Genomic DNA, 19,652 nt, shown 5'->3' with positions numbered 1-19,652 from the left:
TTAAAATTGTTCTATCAAACGCTTAAAGAAGCCCCCAAAGCTCCTGCTTTGCTCATCGTTAAGCACTTTTCGTTCCAACCTATAAAGTAAATTCGAAGCTATCTGTTTTATCTGAGCGCTAGGCTCAGCATAAGCAGCGTCGTCTGTAAAAAGCGTTCGTTGTTTTATACTTCTTGAAACATTCTTATCAGAAGCCACAAATCCTATAAGCTCTAAATTTAAGCTAGGTCCGATATTTGCATTAGCAACACGTTTGATATTTTCATAAATTCTAGTCGCTTCTGCCTCATTTTTTACCATATTTAAAAGCAAAAGCTCGCTATTTTTAAACCTTGAGACGATCTTTATGACAGCGTATGCATCAGTTATCGCTGCAGGATCAGGTACAGTTACCACCACGACCTCATCAGCCGCTTCTAAAAACAGCTGCGTACTACCGCCTATGCCAGCTCCGGTGTCAATGATCAAGAAATCAAGCTCATCAAGCTCGCTCGCCTCATCCAAAAACCTCTCAAATAAAAATTGATTGTTAAATTTCAAAATTTCATCGCCGCTTTCACCAGGAATGAGGATCAAATTTTTATTTATAGGTATCAAGATATCTTTTAGGCTGCACTCGCCTTTTAGCACGTGAAGTAAATTTTTACCCATTTTTACATTTAAGATGACGTCAAGGTTTGCAAGGCCGATATCAGCGTCAAAAAGCCCTACTTTATAGCCATTTTGCGACAAGACATTTGCCAAATTTGCACTTATCGTGCTCTTGCCAACGCCGCCTTTGCCGCTTGTAATCGCTATAAAATGCGTATTTTTAGCCTTATTTTGAGACTGAACTAAATTTTGTAGTTTTTGCGCTTGGTTATTCATCGCTAGCCTTTTGCTTTGTAAAGCCGTCAAACACGCACTCTACTAAAAATTCACTCTTTGCCTCCACAAGATCATCAGGCACCTCTTGACCCACGCTAAAGTAGCTAACTGGCGTGTTTGTCTCATATATCAGCGAAAAGACATTGCCAAAAATTTTTGTCTCATCAAATTTGGTGATTATAAGTGTGTCGATGTCTAAAAACGAAAATCCATTATAAATTTCTATTAGATCTTCAACCTTTGAGCCAGCCGAAAGGACCAAATTTACATCAATCTTTGCGCCGCTATGCTTTAAAAATTTATCAAGCCTTTCGAGCTTTTCTTTGTCATACTGCGAATTTCCAGTCGTATCAATAAGTATCACATCACAATAATTAAGCTGCTTTATAGCATTTTGAAAGTCATCTATCTCGATAACATCAAGAATAGGCAGCTTCATCATTTTAGCGTATTGAAATAGCTGCTCAACCGCTCCAATACGGTACGTATCAAGCGTGATAATACCTGTTTTATAGCGTTTTTCATTGCCGTATGCAAAACGAGCAGCTAGCTTTGCTAGTGTCGTAGTTTTACCAACCCCAGTTGGGCCAACTAGCATCATGATACGTTGTTTTTTATCACTTGGCTCTTTTCTGCAAGGTAGCATATTTCGCAAAAGCGAATAAAAATATCTTTTTACTGCGGTTGGATTGCTCTTCATCGAAACTGGCAAATTTTCAAGCGTCGTTTGCATGATAGCCTCTAGATGCTCCTCTTTCATGCCGCTTTGTTTTGCGAGTTTATAGATGCTAGCAAACTCCGGCGGGATCGAAAGATTATTGCGATTTGGTGCTTTCTCGTCCCAGATCATGTCAGTTATCAGCCCTATTTTCTCGCTTAGCACGCTTACTTGCTTTGCCACATCGTCTATTTTTTTATTCATGCCGCTTGGTATGCTTGACTCTTTATCTTTGACATCGTCAATATTTACATTTGCGATCGTGCTTATCTCTTTTGCAGCAGCTGAGATATTTAAAAGCACACTCTCGTTTGGATCGTAAGGCTCTGGTGATGCTGTCTTTGCATCAAATTTAGCCGGCTCTTCTTTTATCTCAAATTTTGGCTTAGCAGGTTCATAGTTTTTATTAAATTTAGAGTAGGCATTTTCATAGTTTATGGCTTTTGTATTTGGTTTTGGGGGTTGCTTCACATCGTCTTCTTCGACGCTTACTAAAATTTCATAAAGTGGTTTTTTATTTATCGTTTTGGCTTGAATTTGTTTTGTAGTAACTAATATGGCCTTTTCGCCGCACGTTTCTTGAGCCTTTTTCAAAGCCTCAATGGTGCTCTCGCCTGTAAAAGTATGAAATTTTGTAGCCATTTATATCCTTTTAACCTCTCATAAGCCCTAGTGGCACGATCACGCTAAGCCTCTTATCAGCTCCTGGGTGCGGGACGATAAGGCGCGGCGTCTTATAGACTTTTTTACTAAAATACAAAATATCTAGATCAAGCGTACGTGGCGCATTTTTAAATGTCCTGACACGCTTAAATTTACTCTCATAGTGCCTCAAAATTTTTAGAGTTTCTCTAGAGCTCATAGATGTTTGTAAATTTATAACAGCGTTACTAAAATCATCCTGCGCTTCGTAGCCAAACGCCGCATTTATAAGGATCGGCGAGACTTCAACTACGTGAAAACGCCTATCTTCACTAATCGCTCTTATAAATTTATCAAACCTCTTTGCGCTATCACCGATGTTGCCACCCATACCAACTAGCGCCTCATACTTAAACTCATCTCTTTTATGAAAAAAACTAGGGCAAAAACGGCTTTTTACGATCTTTCTTGCTCCAGCTAGCCTCATAAAATCTCGCACCCACCTTCTCTTGCGACCACGACGTCCTCGATGCGCACCCCAAATTCATTTTCTAGATAAATTCCAGGCTCCACGCTAAAGACCATGCCCTCTTTTATGAGCGTTTCGCTCCTTGCTGAGATGACTGGAAGCTCGTGTATATCGACGCCCACGCCGTGTCCTGTCGAGTGAAAAAAGACCTTTTCATATCCAGCCTTTGCTATCACGCTTCTTGCTGCAAGGTCTATCTCGCACGCCCTAACGCCAGCTCTAGTGATCTTTATCGCAGCAGCCTGAGCCTCTTTTACGATCTCGTAAATTTCTTGCATCTTGGCGTTTTTAAATTTTTGCTCCTTTGAGAAGTTAAAATTTTCATCAAAGCAAGCAGTTCTGGTGCGATCAGAGCAGTAACGCTTAAATTTAACCCCAGCATCAAGTAGCAGCAAGTCGCCCTTTTTTAAAATTTTATCCCCAGGCAGCGCATGCGCCTTTGCGGCATTTTCGTTTATCGCCACGATAGGATCAAAGCTAAGACCTAGCTCGTTTTTTTGCCTAAAGATGAGCGAGGCGTTAAAATGAAGCTCTTTTTCGCTCATCCCTTCGCCATTTTCACGCACAAATTTAGCAAATTCATCAAAGCATTTTGCCCCAAATTCGCTAGCCTTTTTTAAAATTTTTATCTCATCTTCGCTCTTGCAAATTCTCTTTAACCTAGAGAAATTTGCCTTTGGTTTGAAATTTATCTTAAAACCCTTGCTAAGCGCATTAAACTCACTTAGGCTTAGCTCATCTGGGTTAAAAACGAGGCTACTTGGCTTCATCTTTCTTAAAAATGCCCTGACCTCGCTTATTAAATTTCTCTGCGCTAAAAGAACGACCACGCCTGCATTTACGCAGCTTTTTGCCTCAAAATAATACCTCGCGTCCGTGAAAAAGTATTTCACACCATCAAGGCATAGCAAAAACTCATTGTCGCAGCTGTAGCCGCACTCGTAAAATACGGCGTTTTCGTCCTTTAAGATGAAATTCATTGTGCTTTTTGATTTGCTCTTACTGCTTTGATTTGCTCAAAAATTTGAAGCATGCCTATCATCGCCAAATGATAACCAACTGGTCCAAAGCCCACGATCTGACCTGCTGCAACTGGTGCGATGAGGCTTTTGTGGCGAAACTCTTCTCTTCTATAAACGTTGCTGATATGCACCTCGATAACTGGCAGCGCAACCGCACTTAGCGCGTCACGGATAGCGATAGAGGTGTGAGTGTAAGCGGCTGGGTTTATGATGATGCCGTCAGCATCGCCCAAGCACTCTTGGATCTTATCGACTAGCTCGCCCTCAAGGTTGCTTTGAAAAAACTCGATTTCAACGTCATTTTGATCGGCAACGATCTTCATTTGAGAGTGGATATCCTCCATCTTCATAACGCCATAAATTCCTGGCTCTCTAGCGCCAAGCATATTGATATTTGGGCCTTGGATAACCATTATTTTTAGCTTCTTATCCATGTCACTCCTTTTTGATTAAATAGTCCAAATTATACATTTCCGTTCCTAAATTTTCGCTACAATAACAAAAATTTAAGGCTCAAATGTGGAAATTTTAAAAGCAAAAAAAATAATCACTGGCGGAGAAAATCCAAAAATTTTAAGAAATTCTTGTGTCGTTATTGATGATGATAAAATTTTAGAAATTACAAGCGAAAAAGAGGCGCAAAAGAAATTTAAAGAGGCTAAAATTTGCGACTTTAGTGATAGCGTGGTTGCCCCAGCCTTTGTAAATACGCACGTTCATTTGGAGTTTAGCTCAAACGTTAGCACACTAAAATATGGCGATTTTATAAAGTGGCTTGGCTCTATCATCGATAAAGGGAGCGAGCTAGCCAAAATGGACGCTAAAAAAGCAATGAATGAAGCTATAAAATCACTGCTAAAAAGCGGAGTTTGCACCATTGGCGAGATATCTAGCTTTGGTTCGGAGCTTGAAATTTTAGCCGCTAGTCCGCTAAAAGTCGTGCTTTTTAGTGAAATTTTAGGATCAAGCGAGCAGATGGTTCAGCAAAATTTGCAAAATTTCTTAGCTAAATTAGAAAAAACAAAGGGCTATAAAAATAAAAATTTTACCCCAGCCATCTCACTGCACTCACCCTACTCTGTGCACCCAAAGCTAGCCAAAGCCGCCCTTGAGATAGCCAAAAAGGATGACTTGCTAGTTAGCACGCACTTTTTAGAGAGCAAGGCTGAAAAGCAGTGGCTAGAGCATAGCAGTGGTGGCTTTAAAAAGCATCTTTTAAGATTTAGCCCAGATCCAAAGCCTATGTATGATAAAGAGGGCTATTTTGAGATGTTTCGTGAGATAAATACGCTATTTACGCACTGCGTTTATGTGAGCGATTTTGCTAAATTTAAGCCTCATCACAGCGTGACGCACTGCGCCGTTTCAAATAGGCTACTTGGTAAAAAGGCGCTAAATTTAAAAGAAATTTTCAAAAACAATGTCAGTCTGAACATCGGCACAGACGGCCTTAGCTCAAATATCAGCCTAAATTTTTGGCATGAGCTAAGAGCTGCCCTATTTACCCACACGAGCCTTGATCTAAACGAGCTTGCCGCTAGGCTTTTTGTCGCTGCAACGCATGGTGGAGCAAAAGCGCTTAGAACAAATAACGGCGAAATAAAGGCAGGACGAGCGGCCGATCTTGCCGTCTATAACGACCTAGAGTGCGATGATAGCGAGCTAATACTTCAGCTCATACTTCATACAAATGAGGCTAAAAAACTATATATCGGAGGCAAAATTTGCAAATTTTAAGGCTTATTTTTAGAGGATTTTTGGGAATTTTTAAATTTATCAACAACTACTTTAAGGCGCTCATATTTTTACTCATCTTATTTTTCGTATTTGCGCCAGATGGTAAGATGAAAGAGCCAAATTTAGCCCGCATAGACATCACCGGCACGATAATGGATACTAGTGAAATTTTAGAAGCGCTAGAAAAAGCAAGGCTTGATAACAACATCAAAGGCGTGCTGCTCTACATCGACAGCCCAGGCGGCGCGCTAAGTCCTAGCGTGGAGCTAGCTATGGCGGTCAAGCGACTAAAAGAGAGCAAAAAAGTACTCGCATACGCAGCTGGCAACATGGCAAGTGGCAGCTACTACGCTGGCGTAAATGCCGACACTATCGTCGCAAACCCAGGCGCTTTCATCGGCTCGATCGGCATCATCATGCAAGGGGCAAACATCGAAAATTTAGCCAAAAACTTAGGCGTGAGCGAGCAGGTGGTGAAGGCTGGCGAGTTTAAAGAGGCTGGAACCTTTATGAGGAGCTGGAGCAAGCAAGAGCGTGAGAGCTTACAAGGGCTCGTAAATGACGCTTATATGCTCTTTGTAAGTGACGTGGCAGAGGCTAGAAATTTAGATATCAAGAAAAAAGACGAGTGGGCAAACGCAAGGGTCTTTTTGGCACACAATGCCCTAAAAATGGGGCTAATTGACAGCCTTGGCAGCTACATAGACGCTCAAAACGAGCTAGTAAAAATGAGCCTCGTAGATGAGCCAGTTTGGCAAGAAAAACCGCAGATCGAAAAGATAATGGAGAAATTTACAAAGCAAGGCATAAACTCGCTTTTTAACGCATTTTTCGAGACAAAGCTTAAATAATCAAAGCAACACATGGCTAATCAAAACAAAAGATCAGGGCGGGGGCAAACTGCATATATAGTATAAATTTAGCTCATACTTTGCAAAAATTTTTTGGCTATATTTTTTAGCTTAAACTCATAAAGTAGATTTTGGATTTTATCTGCTGATCTTATATCTAAACCAAGATCATTTACCAAAATTTTGTAATAAATTTGCGGGCTATCTTTTAGATTAATTGGCGGTGATTTCGAGCTTTTTGAGAGCTTTTTGTCATCTTTTAAAAGTAGCTTATGATGAATAAAATTAGCATTATAAAAGCTAAAATTTAGCTTTTTTGCAAGATATCTTTGAGCTAGCGTGCAAGCCTTTAGATCCTCGCCTCTAACAACCAAATTTATACCCATATCCTCGTCATCTATCACGCTTGCAAAGTTGTAAGCTGGCGTAAAATCTTTTTTGTAAATCACAAAATCGCCCATTTGCTCTGCCACAAGCTTACCAAGAGGGTCGCCCTCATCTACGCTTAGTCTAATGGCGGTCTTGTCTTTTATAAATTTTAGATTTTTATTTTTACAAATTTTAGTGTAAATGCCGTTTATGTAGGCATTTTTTGTAGTTCTAGAACACTCACAGATATAAATTTCATCTAGTTTTTCAAGTATATCTTCGTATCTTTTAGCTCTTACTTTGAAGCTAAAATTACGTTCAAAGTCACTTACGCTAATTGGACCTTTATCATATTCAAGCCCTAAAAATTCTAAAACATCAAAGATATTTTGAACAAATTCTTGCCGGTATCTACCAAGGTCATAGTCATCGATACGTAAGTGCAAAACGCCATTTGCCGAACGTGTCAAAAGATAAGTTAGGATGAAGTTATAAGCATTGCCAGCATGCAAAAATCCACTAGGCGTAGGGGCTATGCGGGATACTATGCCACCATTTGGTGGCAAATAGTCATTAATCCCTTGGTCTAGCCTCATTTACCCTTAAAGTACGTCCGCCTAGTTCTTTTTCATTTAGTGCGTCTATAGCTTTTTGTCCCTCATTTGCATCGTCCATTTCAACAAAGCCAAAGCCTTTTGAGCGATCAGTTTCTCTATCTTTTACTATTTTTGCTCGCCTTACTTCACCAAATTGTGCAAAGGCTTCCTTTAATTCTGCCTCTGTCGTTCTATACGACAAATTTCCTACATAAATATTCACAGGAGTGTTCCTTAAAAAAATTACCGATTTATTCGGTTAGTGTGATAATAGCTAATTTTCGTCAAAAAGATGTAAAAAATCAAAAAATTATTATATTTTTTTGAAAAATATTCTTAAAAGCTACAAACTCGTATATATAGAACTTTTACAACTATCACTAAACAAAATCCAATCTTAAGTTTAAAAAGAATAATTAAATAAAAAACTATTTTATCTTTATAAGCTATTTATAAAGTAAATCATTCTTTACTTGAAGATAGGCTTCATCGCCAAGTAAATTTTTAACTATAAAAAGTGCAAATTCCATTGAAAAAGCAGGACCTTTTGCTGTAATAATATTTTGATCCCTCAATACACTCTTGCCGTTATCATAGCCCTTTTTATCACTTCTTACATTTTCTTCGAATCCTGGATAACAAACAAAATGATCTTTTAGCACACCAGCACTCTCAAGCACCATAGGAGCAGCACAAATGGCACAAATGAGCTTATTGCTTTTATCAAAATTTTGCAAAATTGCTTTGAGTCTTGTATCGTTTGCTAGATTGCTAGCTCCTGGAAGTCCACCAGGAAGGACGATCGCATCATAGTCTAGCTCTTTCATCTCGCGAAGTGTCACATCAGCTTTTACGCATATATTGTGACATCCTTTGATGTTTACGTCATTTAGCCCAACAATAGAAGCTATCGCTCCAGCTCTACGTAAAACATCAACAGAAGTTAGTGCTTCTATCTCCTCAAATCCTTCAGCTAAAATCACAGCAACTTTTTTCATAAATTTATCCTTTACAATAATATGTTTTATTTGTTAAGTAAAATTTTATATAATATTGGCTTATTTCACAAGAAAGGACAGAGCATGCAAGTAAAAATTATTTACTGCAACTCTTGAAACTATCGTCCGGTAGCTTCTCGTGTAGAAGATGAAATAAAAGCGAACTTTAGTGATGCAAGAGTCGAAAAGGTTATAGGTGATGGTGGAAATTTCATCGTCGAGGTTGATGGAGATGTTATATTTTCTAAGAAAGATCGCATCGGAAATGATGAAGCGAGATTTCCTCACGGTGAAGAGATCACAACTCTTATAAACAAATATCTCAAAGCAAAGTCGGCTTAATGCTAGCTACCGAGACGGGAAACCGTCTCGTTTTTCCCTATTTTTGACTTATGGTTCTACTATCCTAATATAAAAATTTTATAGTTAAAGCGTTAGCCTATCTCGCTAAGAATTTTCATTTTTTTATATATTTTTTGATTTTTAAATATTTTATGAGCCGATATTTGGCTATATTTGGATTTTTATAAAATATAAAAATTTTGTGTATTTTATGCTAGTGCTACTTGAAATTTTACAATGTATGAAATGAAGTTTTTGCTAAAGCCAATACTTTTTAAATAGTGACTTTAGCTAAGACTAAACGTTTTAGTAAGAAAGATTAAACTGCATTATTTATTCGCACGCTCGATATACTCGCCGCGAACAGTATCCACACGGATAACCTCGCCCTCAAGTACGTGAAATGGTATCTGAACTACCGCACCACTCTCAAGAGTAGCTGGCTTTTTACCACCTTGCGTATCACCCTTGAAATTTGGTGGGGTCTCAACTATCTTTAGCTCAACTACTTGTGGCACTTCAACGCCGATCGCATTGCCATTGTGAAATAAAATTTCAACCATCATGCCATCGATCATCCATTTTTTAACATCACCCACATCCTCATCGCTGATAGCAACTTGTTCATAAGTAACCGTATCCATAAACTGACAATACTCACCATCATCATAAAGATACTGCATCTCTTTTTCTTCAAGATGTGGTTGCTCGCATTTATCGCCTGCATGAAAAGTCTTTTCAAGCACTTTTCCATCGATAAAAGATTTGATTTTTGCACGAACAAAAGCTGCACCTTTGCCCGGTTTAACGTGTTGATATTCTACGATTTTATAAGGAACGCCATCGATCTCGATCTTTAGCCCTTTTTTTAGATCGCCCATTGAATATGAAGCCATTTTTTATCCTTTCAAAATTTTATATAACTGCGTATTGAGCCCAAACGCAAGCTTCAAGTGCGTTTAGTCTCTCTAACGTTTCTGCTTTTATATGTTCATCAACCAAAATGACAGCAAGTGCCATATTGTGATCATCTCTACCAAGGCGGAAGTCTGCGATATTAATCTTTTCATCAGCTAAAATTTTACTAATCTGAGCGATAACGCCTGGCACGTCATGGTTTTTAAAGATGATCATCTTACCTTTTGGCTTAAAGTCGGTCTTAAAGCCATTTATCGTTACGATGCGTTGCTGATTTTCACCAAATACCGTTCCGCCAACAGTTACAATACCATTTTCGGTAGTTAAGCGAACGGTAATTTTATTTTTAAAAATACTATCTCCGCCAAGGCTAGTTTCAGTCACTATACCTTTTTCATCGCATAAAAATTTAGCATTTACATAATTTATCGCATCACCAAGACTCTCTTTTAATGCACCAACTATGGCAAATGTTAGCATTGAATTTGCATATTCGCTAATTTGACCGTGAGTCTCGATACGAATAGCCTTAATAACGCTTTTATTTATCTGTGCAGCAAGAAATGCCATCTTGCTTGTAAGATCGATATAAGGCTCAACAAATGGTGGTAGATCTTCTGTTTTTATAGGTAAATTTAACGCATTTGGATAGCTTATACCACGAGCTGCTAAAATAGCTTGTTCGACTGCCTCAACTGCGATATTTCGCTGTGATTCAAGCGTATTTGCTCCAAGATGTGGAGTTACACTTACATTGTTTAGATCAAGAAGTGGATGATCAGTTGCTGGCTCTCTTGTAAAAACATCAATACCAGCAAATGCTATTTTGCCACTTTTTAGTCCTTCATAAAGCGCTTCTTCGTTATAAAGACCGCCTCTAGCGCAGTTTATAAGTCTTACGCCATCTTTCATTTTTGCGATCTCTTTGGCGCCGATCATATTGGTTGTTTCTTTAGTCTTTGGCGTATGGATCGTGATAAAATCACATGCTAAAATATCATCAAAATTTTTAGTGTAAGTACCGCCCATATCGATAACTTTAGATGGGTCAATATATGGATCATAAGCGATGATCTCCATACCAAAAGCTTTTGCACGAACAGCTACTCTCGAGCCAATATTTCCAAAGCCGATCACACCAAGCTTTTTCTTAAAAAGCTCAACCCCATACCATTTCTCACGCTTCCAGATTCTATCTAGCTTTAGATCATTATGAGCGTATTCAAGGGATCTAGCTGAAGCTAGCATATGAGCCATTGTTAGCTCAACTGCAGCAATAGTGTTTGCAGTTGGAACGTTCATAGCTATTATGCCACGCCTTGAGCATCCTTCTATATCGACATTATCTACACCAACACCAGCTCTAACAATAGCTTTTAGTTTTTTACCAGCGTTTAAAAAGGCCTCGTTTACTTCAGTTGAGCTTCTTGTTATAGCAACATCAGCCTCGCCTAAAATTTTTAAAAGTTCATCTTTGGGAGTATTAACTGCGTCTATTACATTTATATCTTGCTCTTTTTTTAAAAGTTCAAAACCTACTGGATGTATCGCATCGCAAACAATGATAGTTTTCATAATTTTACCTCTCTCACACTTGAGTGGATATCATAAACTCTTAGTTCTAAAATGATATTTTGTAGAAGTTTAGAGTCTTGAGTATTTAAAAATATCTGGCTTTTTGCACCATCTTTTACAACAGTAAAATCGACCTCACTTTTTCTTAAAGTCTGCATCAAACAAAACATTGAATAGATATCATTTTTATCTATCAAAAGCTCATATGCAGTAATCTTTGGTTTTTCTATTTTGGGTCGGTTGTATTCTATAAAAATTTCATTTACAGGCAGCACATAATCTCTTTTTCTAATAGTTGCTAGCTCACTCATCCAGTTGGTATTGCTGGTCGTGTTTTTAGTTAAATTTTGCTCATTTGTGATATTTTCTTCAGATATTTGGCTGAAATTTATACTTGCAAATTTAACAAGAGAAATTCCAACCAAACCCAATATAACAAATAGCAGGACAACTACTAATAAAAGTATGCGTCTGCCCATTTAAACTAAAGTAATTGTTCTTTTATAATATCGCCGAGTGTTACTTTATCATCATTATCATTGATCTCATTTAACACTTCACGCTCTTTTTGTTTTGCTAAACGGCGTATACTTAGGCGTATTCTATTTTTCTTCTCATCGATAAATGCGATAGCTGCTTCGATCTCATCGCCGATCTTAAGTGTGCTAACATCTACACTACCTAGATCTTCTTTGCGGATCAGCGCATCAACGTTATCACCAAGCTCTACAAATACGCCAAAGTCTTTAATGTCGCGAATTGTTCCTTTTACGATATCACCTACATTAAATTTATCAGCAAATGCTTGAACTGGACTTTGTTTTAGATCTTTTAGGCTAAGTGAAACTTTTTGTTCAGCACTATCGATTTTGATGATCTTTACTTCAAGCTCGTCACCAGCTTTAAACATATCTTTGCACTTGTCATTCCTATCCCAAGATGCATCTTCATTGTGTAACAAGCCCTCAACGCAGCCTACTCTAACAAATGCACCAAAATTTGTGATAGTTGTCACAACGCCTTTTACTACGTCGCCCTCTTTGTGTTTTGCCTTAAACTCATCAAATGGCTTTGGAAGTAAATTTTTAAGGCTCACTCTTAGACGATGTCCTTTTGCATCTATCTCAATAACCTCAACATCGATCTCTTGACCTTCATTAATGTGATCTTTTGGATTTTTGATATTTTTGTCCCATGAAATTTCAGATATATGTAAAAATCCTTCAATATCATTTCCAAGATCAACAAATGCGCCGTAAGGCTCGATATTGCTAACTGTAACTTTAATAGTGTCGCCAACCTCTAGTCCATCGTTTATGATCTCTTCCCAAGGATCTGGAGTAGCCGCCTTGATAGATAGAGACAAGTGGCGTTTTTCGTTGTCATAACTGATAACTTTAACTAAAACTTTATCACCTTCTTTATATAGTGAGCTAGGGTTTACTGGGCCCTTATAGCTTATCTCGCTATAATGCACAAGTCCATCGACTCCGCCAACATCAACAAACATGCCATAAGTTGTGATTTTTTTAACTGTGCCTTCTATAACGCTATCATTTTCTACTATGCTTGATAGAGCTTCTTTACGTTTTTTGCGGTCATCATCTAAAATTTTCTTTCTAGAGACAACTATGCTATTTTCTTCTTTATCAATTTTTATAACTCTTACTTTGTATGATTTTCCAACTACGCCCTCAGCGTTTTTAAATCCGCTGTGCGTTCTTGGTAAGAAAAATTCTACGCCATTTGCGTCTTGAGTGATAAAACCACCTTTATTTTTTCCAACTACTTTTACGTCGATTTCGCCAGAATTTTCAGGATCGTAAGCTTCGATGAAAGCTTTAACTTTCTCTTTTCTAAGTGCTTTTTTGTGCGACACTATAGGTCTTCCATTTCTTGATCCAGTTATTACAACTTTGATCGTATCGCCAACTTTATGCGTCAGGTTGCCGTTTGCGTCAGTGATCTCAGAAACATTTAAAATGCCTTCTGACTTCTTGCCAACGTCAATTAAAACCTCATCACCATTGATACTGACGATCTTTGCGTCACTATCTTCTTCAGTCTTTTTAAAAGACTCCTCTAACATCGCAGCAAAATCGATATCTTCGATATCTTCGTCTTTTGCTTTTCCTAATTGAACACTTTTGTTCACAGCCATCTTGATCCTTTAAATTTTATTATGCCAGTAGCGGCAAATTGGCTTATTATAGTTAATTGTGGCTTTAGCTAGGATAAATTTTATACTTTTTTGATTCTGTCAACTACTTTTTGTATGATCCAGTCAGGCGTACTTGCACCCGCACTTATGCCACACAAATTTTTGCCATCAAACCATGATCCCTCAAGCTCTTCTTCGCTTTCAATGAGATAGCTATCTTCGCAGAAATTTTTAGATATTAGGTAGAGTTGTTTTGTGTTTGAGCTGTTTTTACCGCCAATAATTATCATCACGTCAGCTCTTTTTGCTAAATTTTTAGCAGCCTCTTGGTTTTCAAATGTCGCATTGCAGATTGTGTTAAAAACGCGCAGCTCTTTTACATGAAGCATGAGATAGTTTGCGATCTGCATAAATTTCTCAACTTTTCTAGTAGTTTGGCTAACAAGCGCGACCTTTTGCTTAAATTTAATGCCCTCTAGCTCGCTCTCTTCAAGCACAACATAGACATTACCCTTGGCATACGACTTCACCCCTTTTACCTCTGGGTGATGCATATCGCCAAAGATCACCACATCATAGCCCTCTTCGCTCATTTTTTCGCAAATTTGTTGTGGCTTTGTCACAAATGGGCAAGTTGCATCGATTACTTTTATATCGGTCTTTTTTAGCTCTGCAAGATCATTTTTAGTGATGCCGTGAGTGCGGATAATCGCCTTTTTCTCATCTTTTAGCTCATCTATGCCCTCAAGCGTCTTTACATTGTAGTTTTTCTCAAGCCTATTTATCTCTTCGTTGTTATGGATGAGTGGGCCGATAGTTGCGGCATCTCCAGCATTTTCGGCTATCTTTATCGCCCTTTTTACGCCAAAGCAAAAGCCATAACTACTAGCAAGCTCGATCTTCAACTCTAGCTCCCATTTTCTTTAAAATTTCAGCAAAATTTGGAAACGAAGTGGCGATAAATTCGCTCTTTTCTATCTGCATGCCACATTTTAGTCCAAGTATGGCAAAGCTCATGGCGATCCTGTGATCTCCGTGGCTATCGATCGTGGCAAATTTCGCCTCAGAGCCATTTATGATAAAGCCATCTTCAAGCTCGCTAGCATCGACACCGCACTGCTTTAGCGCATTTATCGTGACAGCAATTCTATCGCTCTCTTTTACGCGAAGCTCTTTTGCATTTGTTAGCTTGCTTTGGCCCTTTGCGCAGGCGAATGCGATGGCTAAAGCTGGGGCTTCGTCGATGAGCCACGAGATATTTTCGCTAACTTCTATACCTTTTAAATTTGGTGAGTACTTGACCTCGATATCACCGATATCTTCATATTTGCTTAAAGTTTTGTGAAATTTTATCTCAGCTCCCATTTTTTCTAGAATTTTATAAGCTTCGATACGAGTTTTATTTAGCAAGATATTTTTTAAAATAATGTGTGAGCCCGGAATGATAAGTGCTGCGACCGCAAAGAAAAATGCAGAACTTGGATCATTTGGCACATCTATATCAAGTGGTGCAAGTGGGGCTTTCATCGGCTCTAAAGTGATCTCTAGGTCGCCACATTTTATATCAGCTCCCATGCCAGCAAGCATTCGCTCAGTGTGGTCTCTGCTTAGCTCTGGTTCACTAAATTTGCAGCCATTTGAGTAAAGAGCCGCTAATAAAAGCGCACTTTTTACCTGAGCTGAGGCGATCTTGCCCTCAAAATCAAATCTTTCAAATTTGGTCCCTCTTATGCAAAGCGGAGCGTTGTTTGCGTTGTTTGCGCCATCTATCTTTGCACCCATATCGTTTAGAGGTTTTGCTATTCTAGCCATTGGACGTGAGTTTAAATATCTATCGCCACTTAGCACAAAAAAGCCATCCTGTGCGGCTAATAGTCCCATAAAAAGCCTCATCGCAGTACCTGAGTTGCCACACTCTAAAATTTCATTTGGCTCTTTTATCTTTTGCGGCGGTGTGATCGTTATTTCAGAGCCATTGTCCTCAACTTTTGCGCCTAAAAGCTTGACTATTTTTAAGGTATTTAGCGTATCGCCTGCTCTTAGATAGTTTCTAATGCGAGATGGTTTATCGCTTAAAAGTGAAAAAATCGCGCATCTATGCGAGATGGACTTATCCGCTGCGATGTCGTCAATAGTTAAATTTAGACTTTTTTCTAATGGATAAATTCTCATCTTATTCCGATATTTAGTTTCTCTTTTAGCTCGCTTAAAATTTTATCCATAAGTGCGTTTATATCATCATCCTCGAGTGTTTTTTCCATATCTTGGAATGTAAATTTGAGGCTAAGACTGATCGAGCCATTTAGCTTCGCATCTTTATAAATATCAACTGGTAAAAATTCTTTTAGCTCTTTTAGGTTTAGCCCTCTTATGCACTCATAAATTTGTCCAGCCTCAAAATTTTCAGGCACGATGAGGCTAAGATCCCTTGTAGTGCTTTGAAATTTAGAATAAGGCACTGCCAAAATTGGCTCAAATTTAAGCTTCGCAAAATCAATCTCGCAGACGTAAGTTCTTGGCAGATCTCTCTTTGCCTCAACTCTTGCGTCAACTCTACCGATATAGCCAATATTTTCGCCATTTTGATAGATGTGTGCTTGTTCGTATGGACTAAGATATGAGATGCCCTGGCAAGGTTTTAGCTCAAATTTACCTATGACATTTTGCACCATAGATGCGAATGCATAGAAATTTGCCTCCTCGCCCTTTGCGCCGTTTATCAGAGTCGGTTCTTTTAAAAGTCCAGACACAACAAAGCCTAAATTTAAGCCCTGGCTTGCATTTTCATCAAAAATTTCTCCAAGCTCAAAAAGTCTAACTGAGCGTTTTGAGTTTTTGATATTTTTCTCGCTTGAGCTTAGAAGGTGATTAACAAGTGTCGGCCTAAGTGTATTTAACTCGTTGTTTATAGGATTTAGTATCTTGACTTTGCATGGTTTAAAATTTAGCTCGTTAAGCTCGTCCTCACTATCAAAGACATAGTGCACGCTTTCAAAAAAGCCATTATCAGCTGCTCTACGCCTTAAATTTAAAGCATTTTTATAGTCAAAATATGTCTTATTTAGCCTATTTTTCTCAGAGAAATTTAGTGGTTTTGAGGCGATATTGTCTATGCCTACTATCCTTACGATCTCCTCACAAACATCGTGAGAATTTACTATATCATGGCGAAATAACGGCACTTTTACATTAAAGCTCTCCTGCTCAACATTTACTGCGATCTCAAAGCCAAGTTTCTTTAAAATTTTAACGACGTCATTTCTAGCAATATCTTGGCCGATCATATTTTTAAGCTCAAAAAGAGAGATGCTTAGTGTTATAGGCTCGGTGTTTAAAAGCGACTGCTGTGAGCCAGCAAAGAGATTTAGCGTATCTTTAAAATTAGCAAGTCTTTTAAATAAATAATCCGCTCCATAAGCTAAATTTGGCTCGCTACCACGACTTGAGCGATAAATTTGATCACCCTTTGGTAAATTTTTATTTTCAAAAATAGCTTTTGAAACTACATCTGGCTTTACGTAGCTAGCTTCTACTAAGATCACTTTTGACTTCTCATCTACTCTTGCTACGTCACTTTGGTAAATTCCAGCAATGCCTAAATTTTTATCCCCGCAATAAACGACACATTCGCCATTTTCGCTATTTTTTATATCAAAAACAGCCTTTTCGCCTTCACTTACAAGTTTAGCGTGATCATAAGCCCTAAATAAAACACCCGTGCAAAATGTCGCGTATTCAAGCAGTCTCTCAACTAAATTTGTCTTTTGGCACTCTATTAATGCTAGACGCATGCGAGTTATTAGATTTTCATATAGTCCCTCTTTTAGCTCAAAAGCCTTATATAAAAATGACCCATTTACTTTATCCTCTGCTCGCACAGAAGCTATTCTGCCAATACCTAGTAAATTTTCGCTCTCATCGTCTTCGTGGCTATCTTTCATATTTAGATCAAGCGCTGCACAAATTTCTCTTGCAATGCCATGTAAATTTTGGCAATCGCCTCTGTTTGCTGTGACATCAACTTCGATTATCGTATCTTTAAATACCTCAAATTCACTAAGGCTTGTACCAAGTTTTAGCTTGCCGATGCTCTCATCAAGTGGTAAAATTCCATCATTCACCTTTGGAAGTCCCAGCTCACTTGAAGAGCAGATCATGCCACTTGACTCGATACCTCTTAGTTTTGCTTTTTTTATCTCAAGACCATTTGGCATAGTCGTGCCAATAAGTGCAACTGGCACAAACTGGCCAGCTTCAACGTTTTTAGCCCCACACACGATCTGAAGCGTCTCTCCACCAACATCCACTTGACAAATGCTTAGTTTATCAGCATCTGGGTGCTTTTCTCTACTTTTTATGTAGCCAACCACAATACTCTTTGGTAAATTTATCTCTTTATAGCTATCAACCTCTAGCCCGATAGAATTTAATGTCTTTGAAAGTGTCTCGCCACTAACGTCGCTAAGGTCGATCCACTCGTTTAACCAATGCTTTGAAATTATCATTTAAACTGCTCCAACAATCTTAAATCTCCCTCAAAAAGCGACCTTAGATCAGGCACTCTATGAAGCAACATCGCAAATCTCTCAACGCCAAGGCCAAAGGCGTATCCACTTACATTTTTATAGCCAACCGCCTTAAATACATTTGGATCAACGACACCACATCCAAGTACCTCAAGCCAAGTAGTCTGCTTGCACACCCTGCAGCCCTTGCCATGGCAGAATATACAACTAATATCAACCTCTGCGCTAGGCTCCGTAAATGGAAAGAAGCTAGGGCGAAAACGCACTTCAACGTCGCCAAACATGTGCTTTAAAAAGCCCTCAAGCATTGATTTTAAATTTGCAAAGCTAACTTTTTCGGCATCCTCTACTACAAGACCCTCGACCTGGTGAAACATCGGTGTATGCGTTAAATCCATATCACGTCTAAAGACGGTGCCTGGCGCTATCATGCGGATAGGCGGCTTTTGGCTTAGCATAGTTCGCACCTGAACTGGGCTCGTATGCGTCCTTAAAAGTCTAAAATCATCTAGGTAAAATGTATCTTGCATATCCCTTGCTGGGTGGTATTTTGGTAAATTTAGCGCTTCAAAGTTGTGAAAATCATCTTCTATTAGTGGTCCGGTCTCGAGCGAGAAATTTAGAGCCAAAAAGTATTCAATTATCTTATCCATCGTAGCCATCACAGGATGAAGTGCCCCGCTAGCAATAGGCTCATTAAATAGCGTGATATCAGCGGCTTCTTTTTTCATTTTGTTATCTATCTCTTGCTCGCTAAGCTCAGCTTTTTTAGCTTCTATTAGCGCGCCAAGCTCATCTCTTTGCTTATTTAAATTTGCTGCAAATTCCTTTTTCTCATCTTCGCCTAGCTCTTTTAGCTTTGCAAAACCTTGCGCCAAGATGCCCTTTTTGCCAAAAATTTCTACCCTAACCTTCTCAAGATCGTCAAGCGTTGAAATTTCATTTTTGATTTTATTAACGAAATCTTGCAATTTTTTGCCTTTATAAATTTTTGAGTCGATTTTATAGAAAAAGAGTTAAAATCAAGATAAAGAGCACGAAATTTAAGCACACTTTGATATAATTTTGCAAAATTTCAAAGGAGCTAAAATGACCATATTTGAAAAGATCGTAGCTGGCGAAATCCCTTGTAACAAAGTGCTTGAAAGCGAGAAATTTCTAGCTTTTAACGATATAAATCCAAAAGCACCTATCCATATCCTAATCATCCCAAAAAAACACTATAAAAATTTCCAAGAGATGGATCCGATTTTAATGGGAGAGATGACAAAATTTATCCAAGAAGTAGCGACCTTAATGGGCGTTGATAAGAGCGGATACCGCCTCATAACAAACTGCGGTGAAAACGGCGGTCAAGAAGTTATGCATCTACACTTTCACCTACTTGGCGGAGCGAAGCTTGGCTGGAGCGAAGGCGTAGCTGATCCACAAAGCACATTTTAATAACTTCTAAATTTTAGACTCAAAGCCTGAGTCTAAAATTTTATTTTCTTGCAGACTTAATAGCTTCAAGCAACTCTTCAAAACCTACTTTACTTGAGTTTTCGACATCTTTTAATATTTCAACGCCAGGTAGATTTCCTTTGTCTTTATCAGCAAAAATAACCATCGCTTTTTCTAGTCCATGATGAACATTTTCATGATGAGCTGCGATACTTGAGAGAATTTTGGCATCTTTTACAAGAGTATTTTTCACATCTTTTTCATACCATTTGCCAAATCTACACTCATGAACATCTTGAATCTTATTAAACTCATTTAAAAGCACACCTCTATATCCATTTAGCTTCATATTTATATG

At 38.4% G+C, this 19,652-nt stretch carries 21 protein-coding genes; 4 read left to right on the top strand and 17 right to left on the bottom strand.

Going from position 1 to position 19,652, the window contains the following annotated elements; all coding sequences use genetic code 11:
- From CVT17_RS02650 to aroQ, 5 genes are read right to left on the bottom strand one after another with little or no spacing between them, the layout of a single operon-like run.
- Nucleotides 1-867 carry a P-loop NTPase gene (locus tag CVT17_RS02650; protein ID WP_107769669.1) on the bottom strand — a complete coding sequence of 289 codons (867 nt, stop codon included), beginning with the start codon at nt 865-867 and terminating at the stop codon, nt 1-3.
- A complete protein-coding gene (gene flhF / locus CVT17_RS02645; RefSeq protein ID WP_107769670.1) occupies nt 860-2,227 on the bottom strand; it encodes a flagellar biosynthesis protein FlhF in 1,368 nt (455 codons plus the stop codon). Before flhF ends, CVT17_RS02650 begins: the two co-directional genes overlap by 8 nt.
- Nucleotides 2,228-2,237: 10 nt before the next feature.
- Complete coding sequence (gene folK, locus CVT17_RS02640; protein ID WP_107769671.1) at nt 2,238-2,714, bottom strand: 2-amino-4-hydroxy-6-hydroxymethyldihydropteridine diphosphokinase; 477 nt, start codon at nt 2,712-2,714, stop codon at nt 2,238-2,240.
- Nucleotides 2,711-3,736, bottom strand: coding sequence for a M24 family metallopeptidase (locus CVT17_RS02635; protein WP_107769672.1), 1,026 nt, complete (start codon nt 3,734-3,736; stop codon nt 2,711-2,713). The genes folK and CVT17_RS02635 overlap by 4 nt, the downstream gene beginning before the upstream one ends.
- A complete protein-coding gene (aroQ, locus tag CVT17_RS02630) occupies nt 3,733-4,212 on the bottom strand; it encodes a type II 3-dehydroquinate dehydratase (protein WP_004317604.1) in 480 nt (159 codons plus the stop codon). Before aroQ ends, CVT17_RS02635 begins: the two co-directional genes overlap by 4 nt.
- Nucleotides 4,213-4,297: 85 nt before the next feature.
- Between aroQ and mqnF the strand changes: the two genes are divergently transcribed.
- Nucleotides 4,298-5,515, top strand: coding sequence for an aminofutalosine deaminase family hydrolase (gene mqnF, locus CVT17_RS02625; RefSeq protein WP_107769673.1), 1,218 nt, complete (start codon nt 4,298-4,300; stop codon nt 5,513-5,515).
- Nucleotides 5,503-6,366: a signal peptide peptidase SppA gene (sppA, locus tag CVT17_RS02620; protein WP_107858602.1), complete on the top strand. Its 864-nt coding sequence runs from the start codon at nt 5,503-5,505 to the stop codon at nt 6,364-6,366. Before mqnF ends, sppA begins: the two co-directional genes overlap by 13 nt.
- A 68-nt stretch (nt 6,367-6,434) precedes the next feature.
- On the opposite strand, the gene CVT17_RS02615 is transcribed toward sppA, so the two are convergent.
- The 3 genes from CVT17_RS02615 to CVT17_RS02605 all read right to left on the bottom strand — a co-directional run bounded on the left by CVT17_RS02615 (nt 6,435) and on the right by CVT17_RS02605 (nt 8,329).
- Nucleotides 6,435-7,331: a glutamate--tRNA ligase family protein gene (locus tag CVT17_RS02615; protein ID WP_107769675.1), complete on the bottom strand. Its 897-nt coding sequence runs from the start codon at nt 7,329-7,331 to the stop codon at nt 6,435-6,437.
- A complete protein-coding gene (locus tag CVT17_RS02610) occupies nt 7,309-7,554 on the bottom strand; it encodes an RNA recognition motif domain-containing protein (RefSeq protein WP_009294719.1) in 246 nt (81 codons plus the stop codon). Before CVT17_RS02610 ends, CVT17_RS02615 begins: the two co-directional genes overlap by 23 nt.
- A gap of 223 nt (nt 7,555-7,777) precedes the next feature.
- The gene (locus tag CVT17_RS02605) at nt 7,778-8,329 is read right to left on the bottom strand and encodes a DJ-1 family glyoxalase III (RefSeq protein ID WP_107769676.1); all 552 of its coding nucleotides are present in this window, start codon (nt 8,327-8,329) and stop codon (nt 7,778-7,780) included.
- An 84-nt stretch (nt 8,330-8,413) separates the two neighbouring features.
- Here CVT17_RS02605 and CVT17_RS09430 point away from each other — a divergent pair, with 84 nt between their 5' ends.
- Nucleotides 8,414-8,671, top strand: a complete 258-nt coding sequence (locus CVT17_RS09430) for a SelT/SelW/SelH family (seleno)protein (RefSeq protein WP_262481491.1) — start codon at nt 8,414-8,416, stop codon at nt 8,669-8,671.
- A 329-nt stretch (nt 8,672-9,000) separates the two neighbouring features.
- On the opposite strand, the gene efp is transcribed toward CVT17_RS09430, so the two are convergent.
- The 8 genes from efp to pheS all read right to left on the bottom strand — a co-directional run bounded on the left by efp (nt 9,001) and on the right by pheS (nt 18,822).
- The gene (efp, locus tag CVT17_RS02595) at nt 9,001-9,567 is read right to left on the bottom strand and encodes an elongation factor P (protein ID WP_021090997.1); all 567 of its coding nucleotides are present in this window, start codon (nt 9,565-9,567) and stop codon (nt 9,001-9,003) included.
- 19 nt (nt 9,568-9,586) lie between these two features.
- The gene (gene serA, locus CVT17_RS02590; protein WP_223154202.1) at nt 9,587-11,167 is read right to left on the bottom strand and encodes a phosphoglycerate dehydrogenase; all 1,581 of its coding nucleotides are present in this window, start codon (nt 11,165-11,167) and stop codon (nt 9,587-9,589) included.
- The gene (locus CVT17_RS02585; RefSeq protein ID WP_107769677.1) at nt 11,161-11,643 is read right to left on the bottom strand and encodes a hypothetical protein; all 483 of its coding nucleotides are present in this window, start codon (nt 11,641-11,643) and stop codon (nt 11,161-11,163) included. Before CVT17_RS02585 ends, serA begins: the two co-directional genes overlap by 7 nt.
- Nucleotides 11,644-11,648: 5 nt before the next feature.
- A complete protein-coding gene (locus CVT17_RS02580; RefSeq protein WP_107769678.1) occupies nt 11,649-13,325 on the bottom strand; it encodes a 30S ribosomal protein S1 in 1,677 nt (558 codons plus the stop codon).
- A gap of 80 nt (nt 13,326-13,405) precedes the next feature.
- Complete coding sequence (locus tag CVT17_RS02575; protein ID WP_103568390.1) at nt 13,406-14,230, bottom strand: 4-hydroxy-3-methylbut-2-enyl diphosphate reductase; 825 nt, start codon at nt 14,228-14,230, stop codon at nt 13,406-13,408.
- Nucleotides 14,211-15,497 carry a 3-phosphoshikimate 1-carboxyvinyltransferase gene (gene aroA, locus CVT17_RS02570; protein WP_107858601.1) on the bottom strand — a complete coding sequence of 429 codons (1,287 nt, stop codon included), beginning with the start codon at nt 15,495-15,497 and terminating at the stop codon, nt 14,211-14,213. Before aroA ends, CVT17_RS02575 begins: the two co-directional genes overlap by 20 nt.
- Nucleotides 15,494-17,830: a phenylalanine--tRNA ligase subunit beta gene (pheT, locus tag CVT17_RS02565; RefSeq protein WP_107858600.1), complete on the bottom strand. Its 2,337-nt coding sequence runs from the start codon at nt 17,828-17,830 to the stop codon at nt 15,494-15,496. The genes aroA and pheT overlap by 4 nt, the downstream gene beginning before the upstream one ends.
- Nucleotides 17,827-18,822 (bottom strand): phenylalanine--tRNA ligase subunit alpha, encoded by a 996-nt coding sequence (gene pheS / locus CVT17_RS02560; protein ID WP_107769681.1) that lies wholly within the window; start codon nt 18,820-18,822, stop codon nt 17,827-17,829. The genes pheT and pheS overlap by 4 nt, the downstream gene beginning before the upstream one ends.
- Nucleotides 18,823-18,940: 118 nt before the next feature.
- Here pheS and CVT17_RS02555 point away from each other — a divergent pair, with 118 nt between their 5' ends.
- A complete protein-coding gene (locus tag CVT17_RS02555) occupies nt 18,941-19,294 on the top strand; it encodes a histidine triad nucleotide-binding protein (RefSeq protein WP_072594719.1) in 354 nt (117 codons plus the stop codon).
- Between the two features lie 40 nt (nt 19,295-19,334).
- On the opposite strand, the gene CVT17_RS09515 is transcribed toward CVT17_RS02555, so the two are convergent.
- A complete protein-coding gene (locus CVT17_RS09515; protein WP_374048490.1) occupies nt 19,335-19,643 on the bottom strand; it encodes a CZB domain-containing protein in 309 nt (102 codons plus the stop codon).
- Nucleotides 19,644-19,652 lie beyond the last annotated feature (9 nt).

Origin of the sequence: Campylobacter concisus (assembly GCF_003048775.2) — a bacterium.
In the GTDB taxonomy this organism is placed as follows: Bacteria; Campylobacterota; Campylobacteria; order Campylobacterales; family Campylobacteraceae; genus Campylobacter_A; species Campylobacter_A concisus_I.
Note: the sequence above shows the minus strand (reverse complement) of the source record. Positions and strands in the feature narration are given on the sequence as shown.

Bases quoted from the DNA above. Each gene is read 5' to 3' on its own strand.
- CVT17_RS02650 (WP_107769669.1), bottom strand. From the start codon at position 867: ATGAATAACCAAGCGCAAAAACTACAAAATTTAGTTCAGTCTCAAAAT.
- flhF (WP_107769670.1), bottom strand. From the start codon at position 2,227: ATGGCTACAAAATTTCATACTTTTACAGGCGAGAGCACCATTGAGGCT.
- folK (WP_107769671.1), bottom strand. From the start codon at position 2,714: ATGAGGCTAGCTGGAGCAAGAAAGATCGTAAAAAGCCGTTTTTGCCCT.
- CVT17_RS02635 (WP_107769672.1), bottom strand. From the start codon at position 3,736: ATGAATTTCATCTTAAAGGACGAAAACGCCGTATTTTACGAGTGCGGC.
- aroQ (WP_004317604.1), bottom strand. From the start codon at position 4,212: ATGGATAAGAAGCTAAAAATAATGGTTATCCAAGGCCCAAATATCAAT.
- CVT17_RS02615 (WP_107769675.1), bottom strand. From the start codon at position 7,331: ATGAGGCTAGACCAAGGGATTAATGACTATTTGCCACCAAATGGTGGC.
- CVT17_RS02605 (WP_107769676.1), bottom strand. From the start codon at position 8,329: ATGAAAAAAGTTGCTGTGATTTTAGCTGAAGGATTTGAGGAGATAGAA.
- efp (WP_021090997.1), bottom strand. From the start codon at position 9,567: ATGGCTTCATATTCAATGGGCGATCTAAAAAAAGGGCTAAAGATCGAG.
- CVT17_RS02585 (WP_107769677.1), bottom strand. From the start codon at position 11,643: ATGGGCAGACGCATACTTTTATTAGTAGTTGTCCTGCTATTTGTTATA.
- CVT17_RS02580 (WP_107769678.1), bottom strand. From the start codon at position 13,325: ATGGCTGTGAACAAAAGTGTTCAATTAGGAAAAGCAAAAGACGAAGAT.
- aroA (WP_107858601.1), bottom strand. From the start codon at position 15,497: ATGAGAATTTATCCATTAGAAAAAAGTCTAAATTTAACTATTGACGAC.
- pheT (WP_107858600.1), bottom strand. From the start codon at position 17,830: ATGATAATTTCAAAGCATTGGTTAAACGAGTGGATCGACCTTAGCGAC.
- CVT17_RS02555 (WP_072594719.1), top strand. From the start codon at position 18,941: ATGACCATATTTGAAAAGATCGTAGCTGGCGAAATCCCTTGTAACAAA.
- CVT17_RS09515 (WP_374048490.1), bottom strand. From the start codon at position 19,643: ATGAAGCTAAATGGATATAGAGGTGTGCTTTTAAATGAGTTTAATAAG.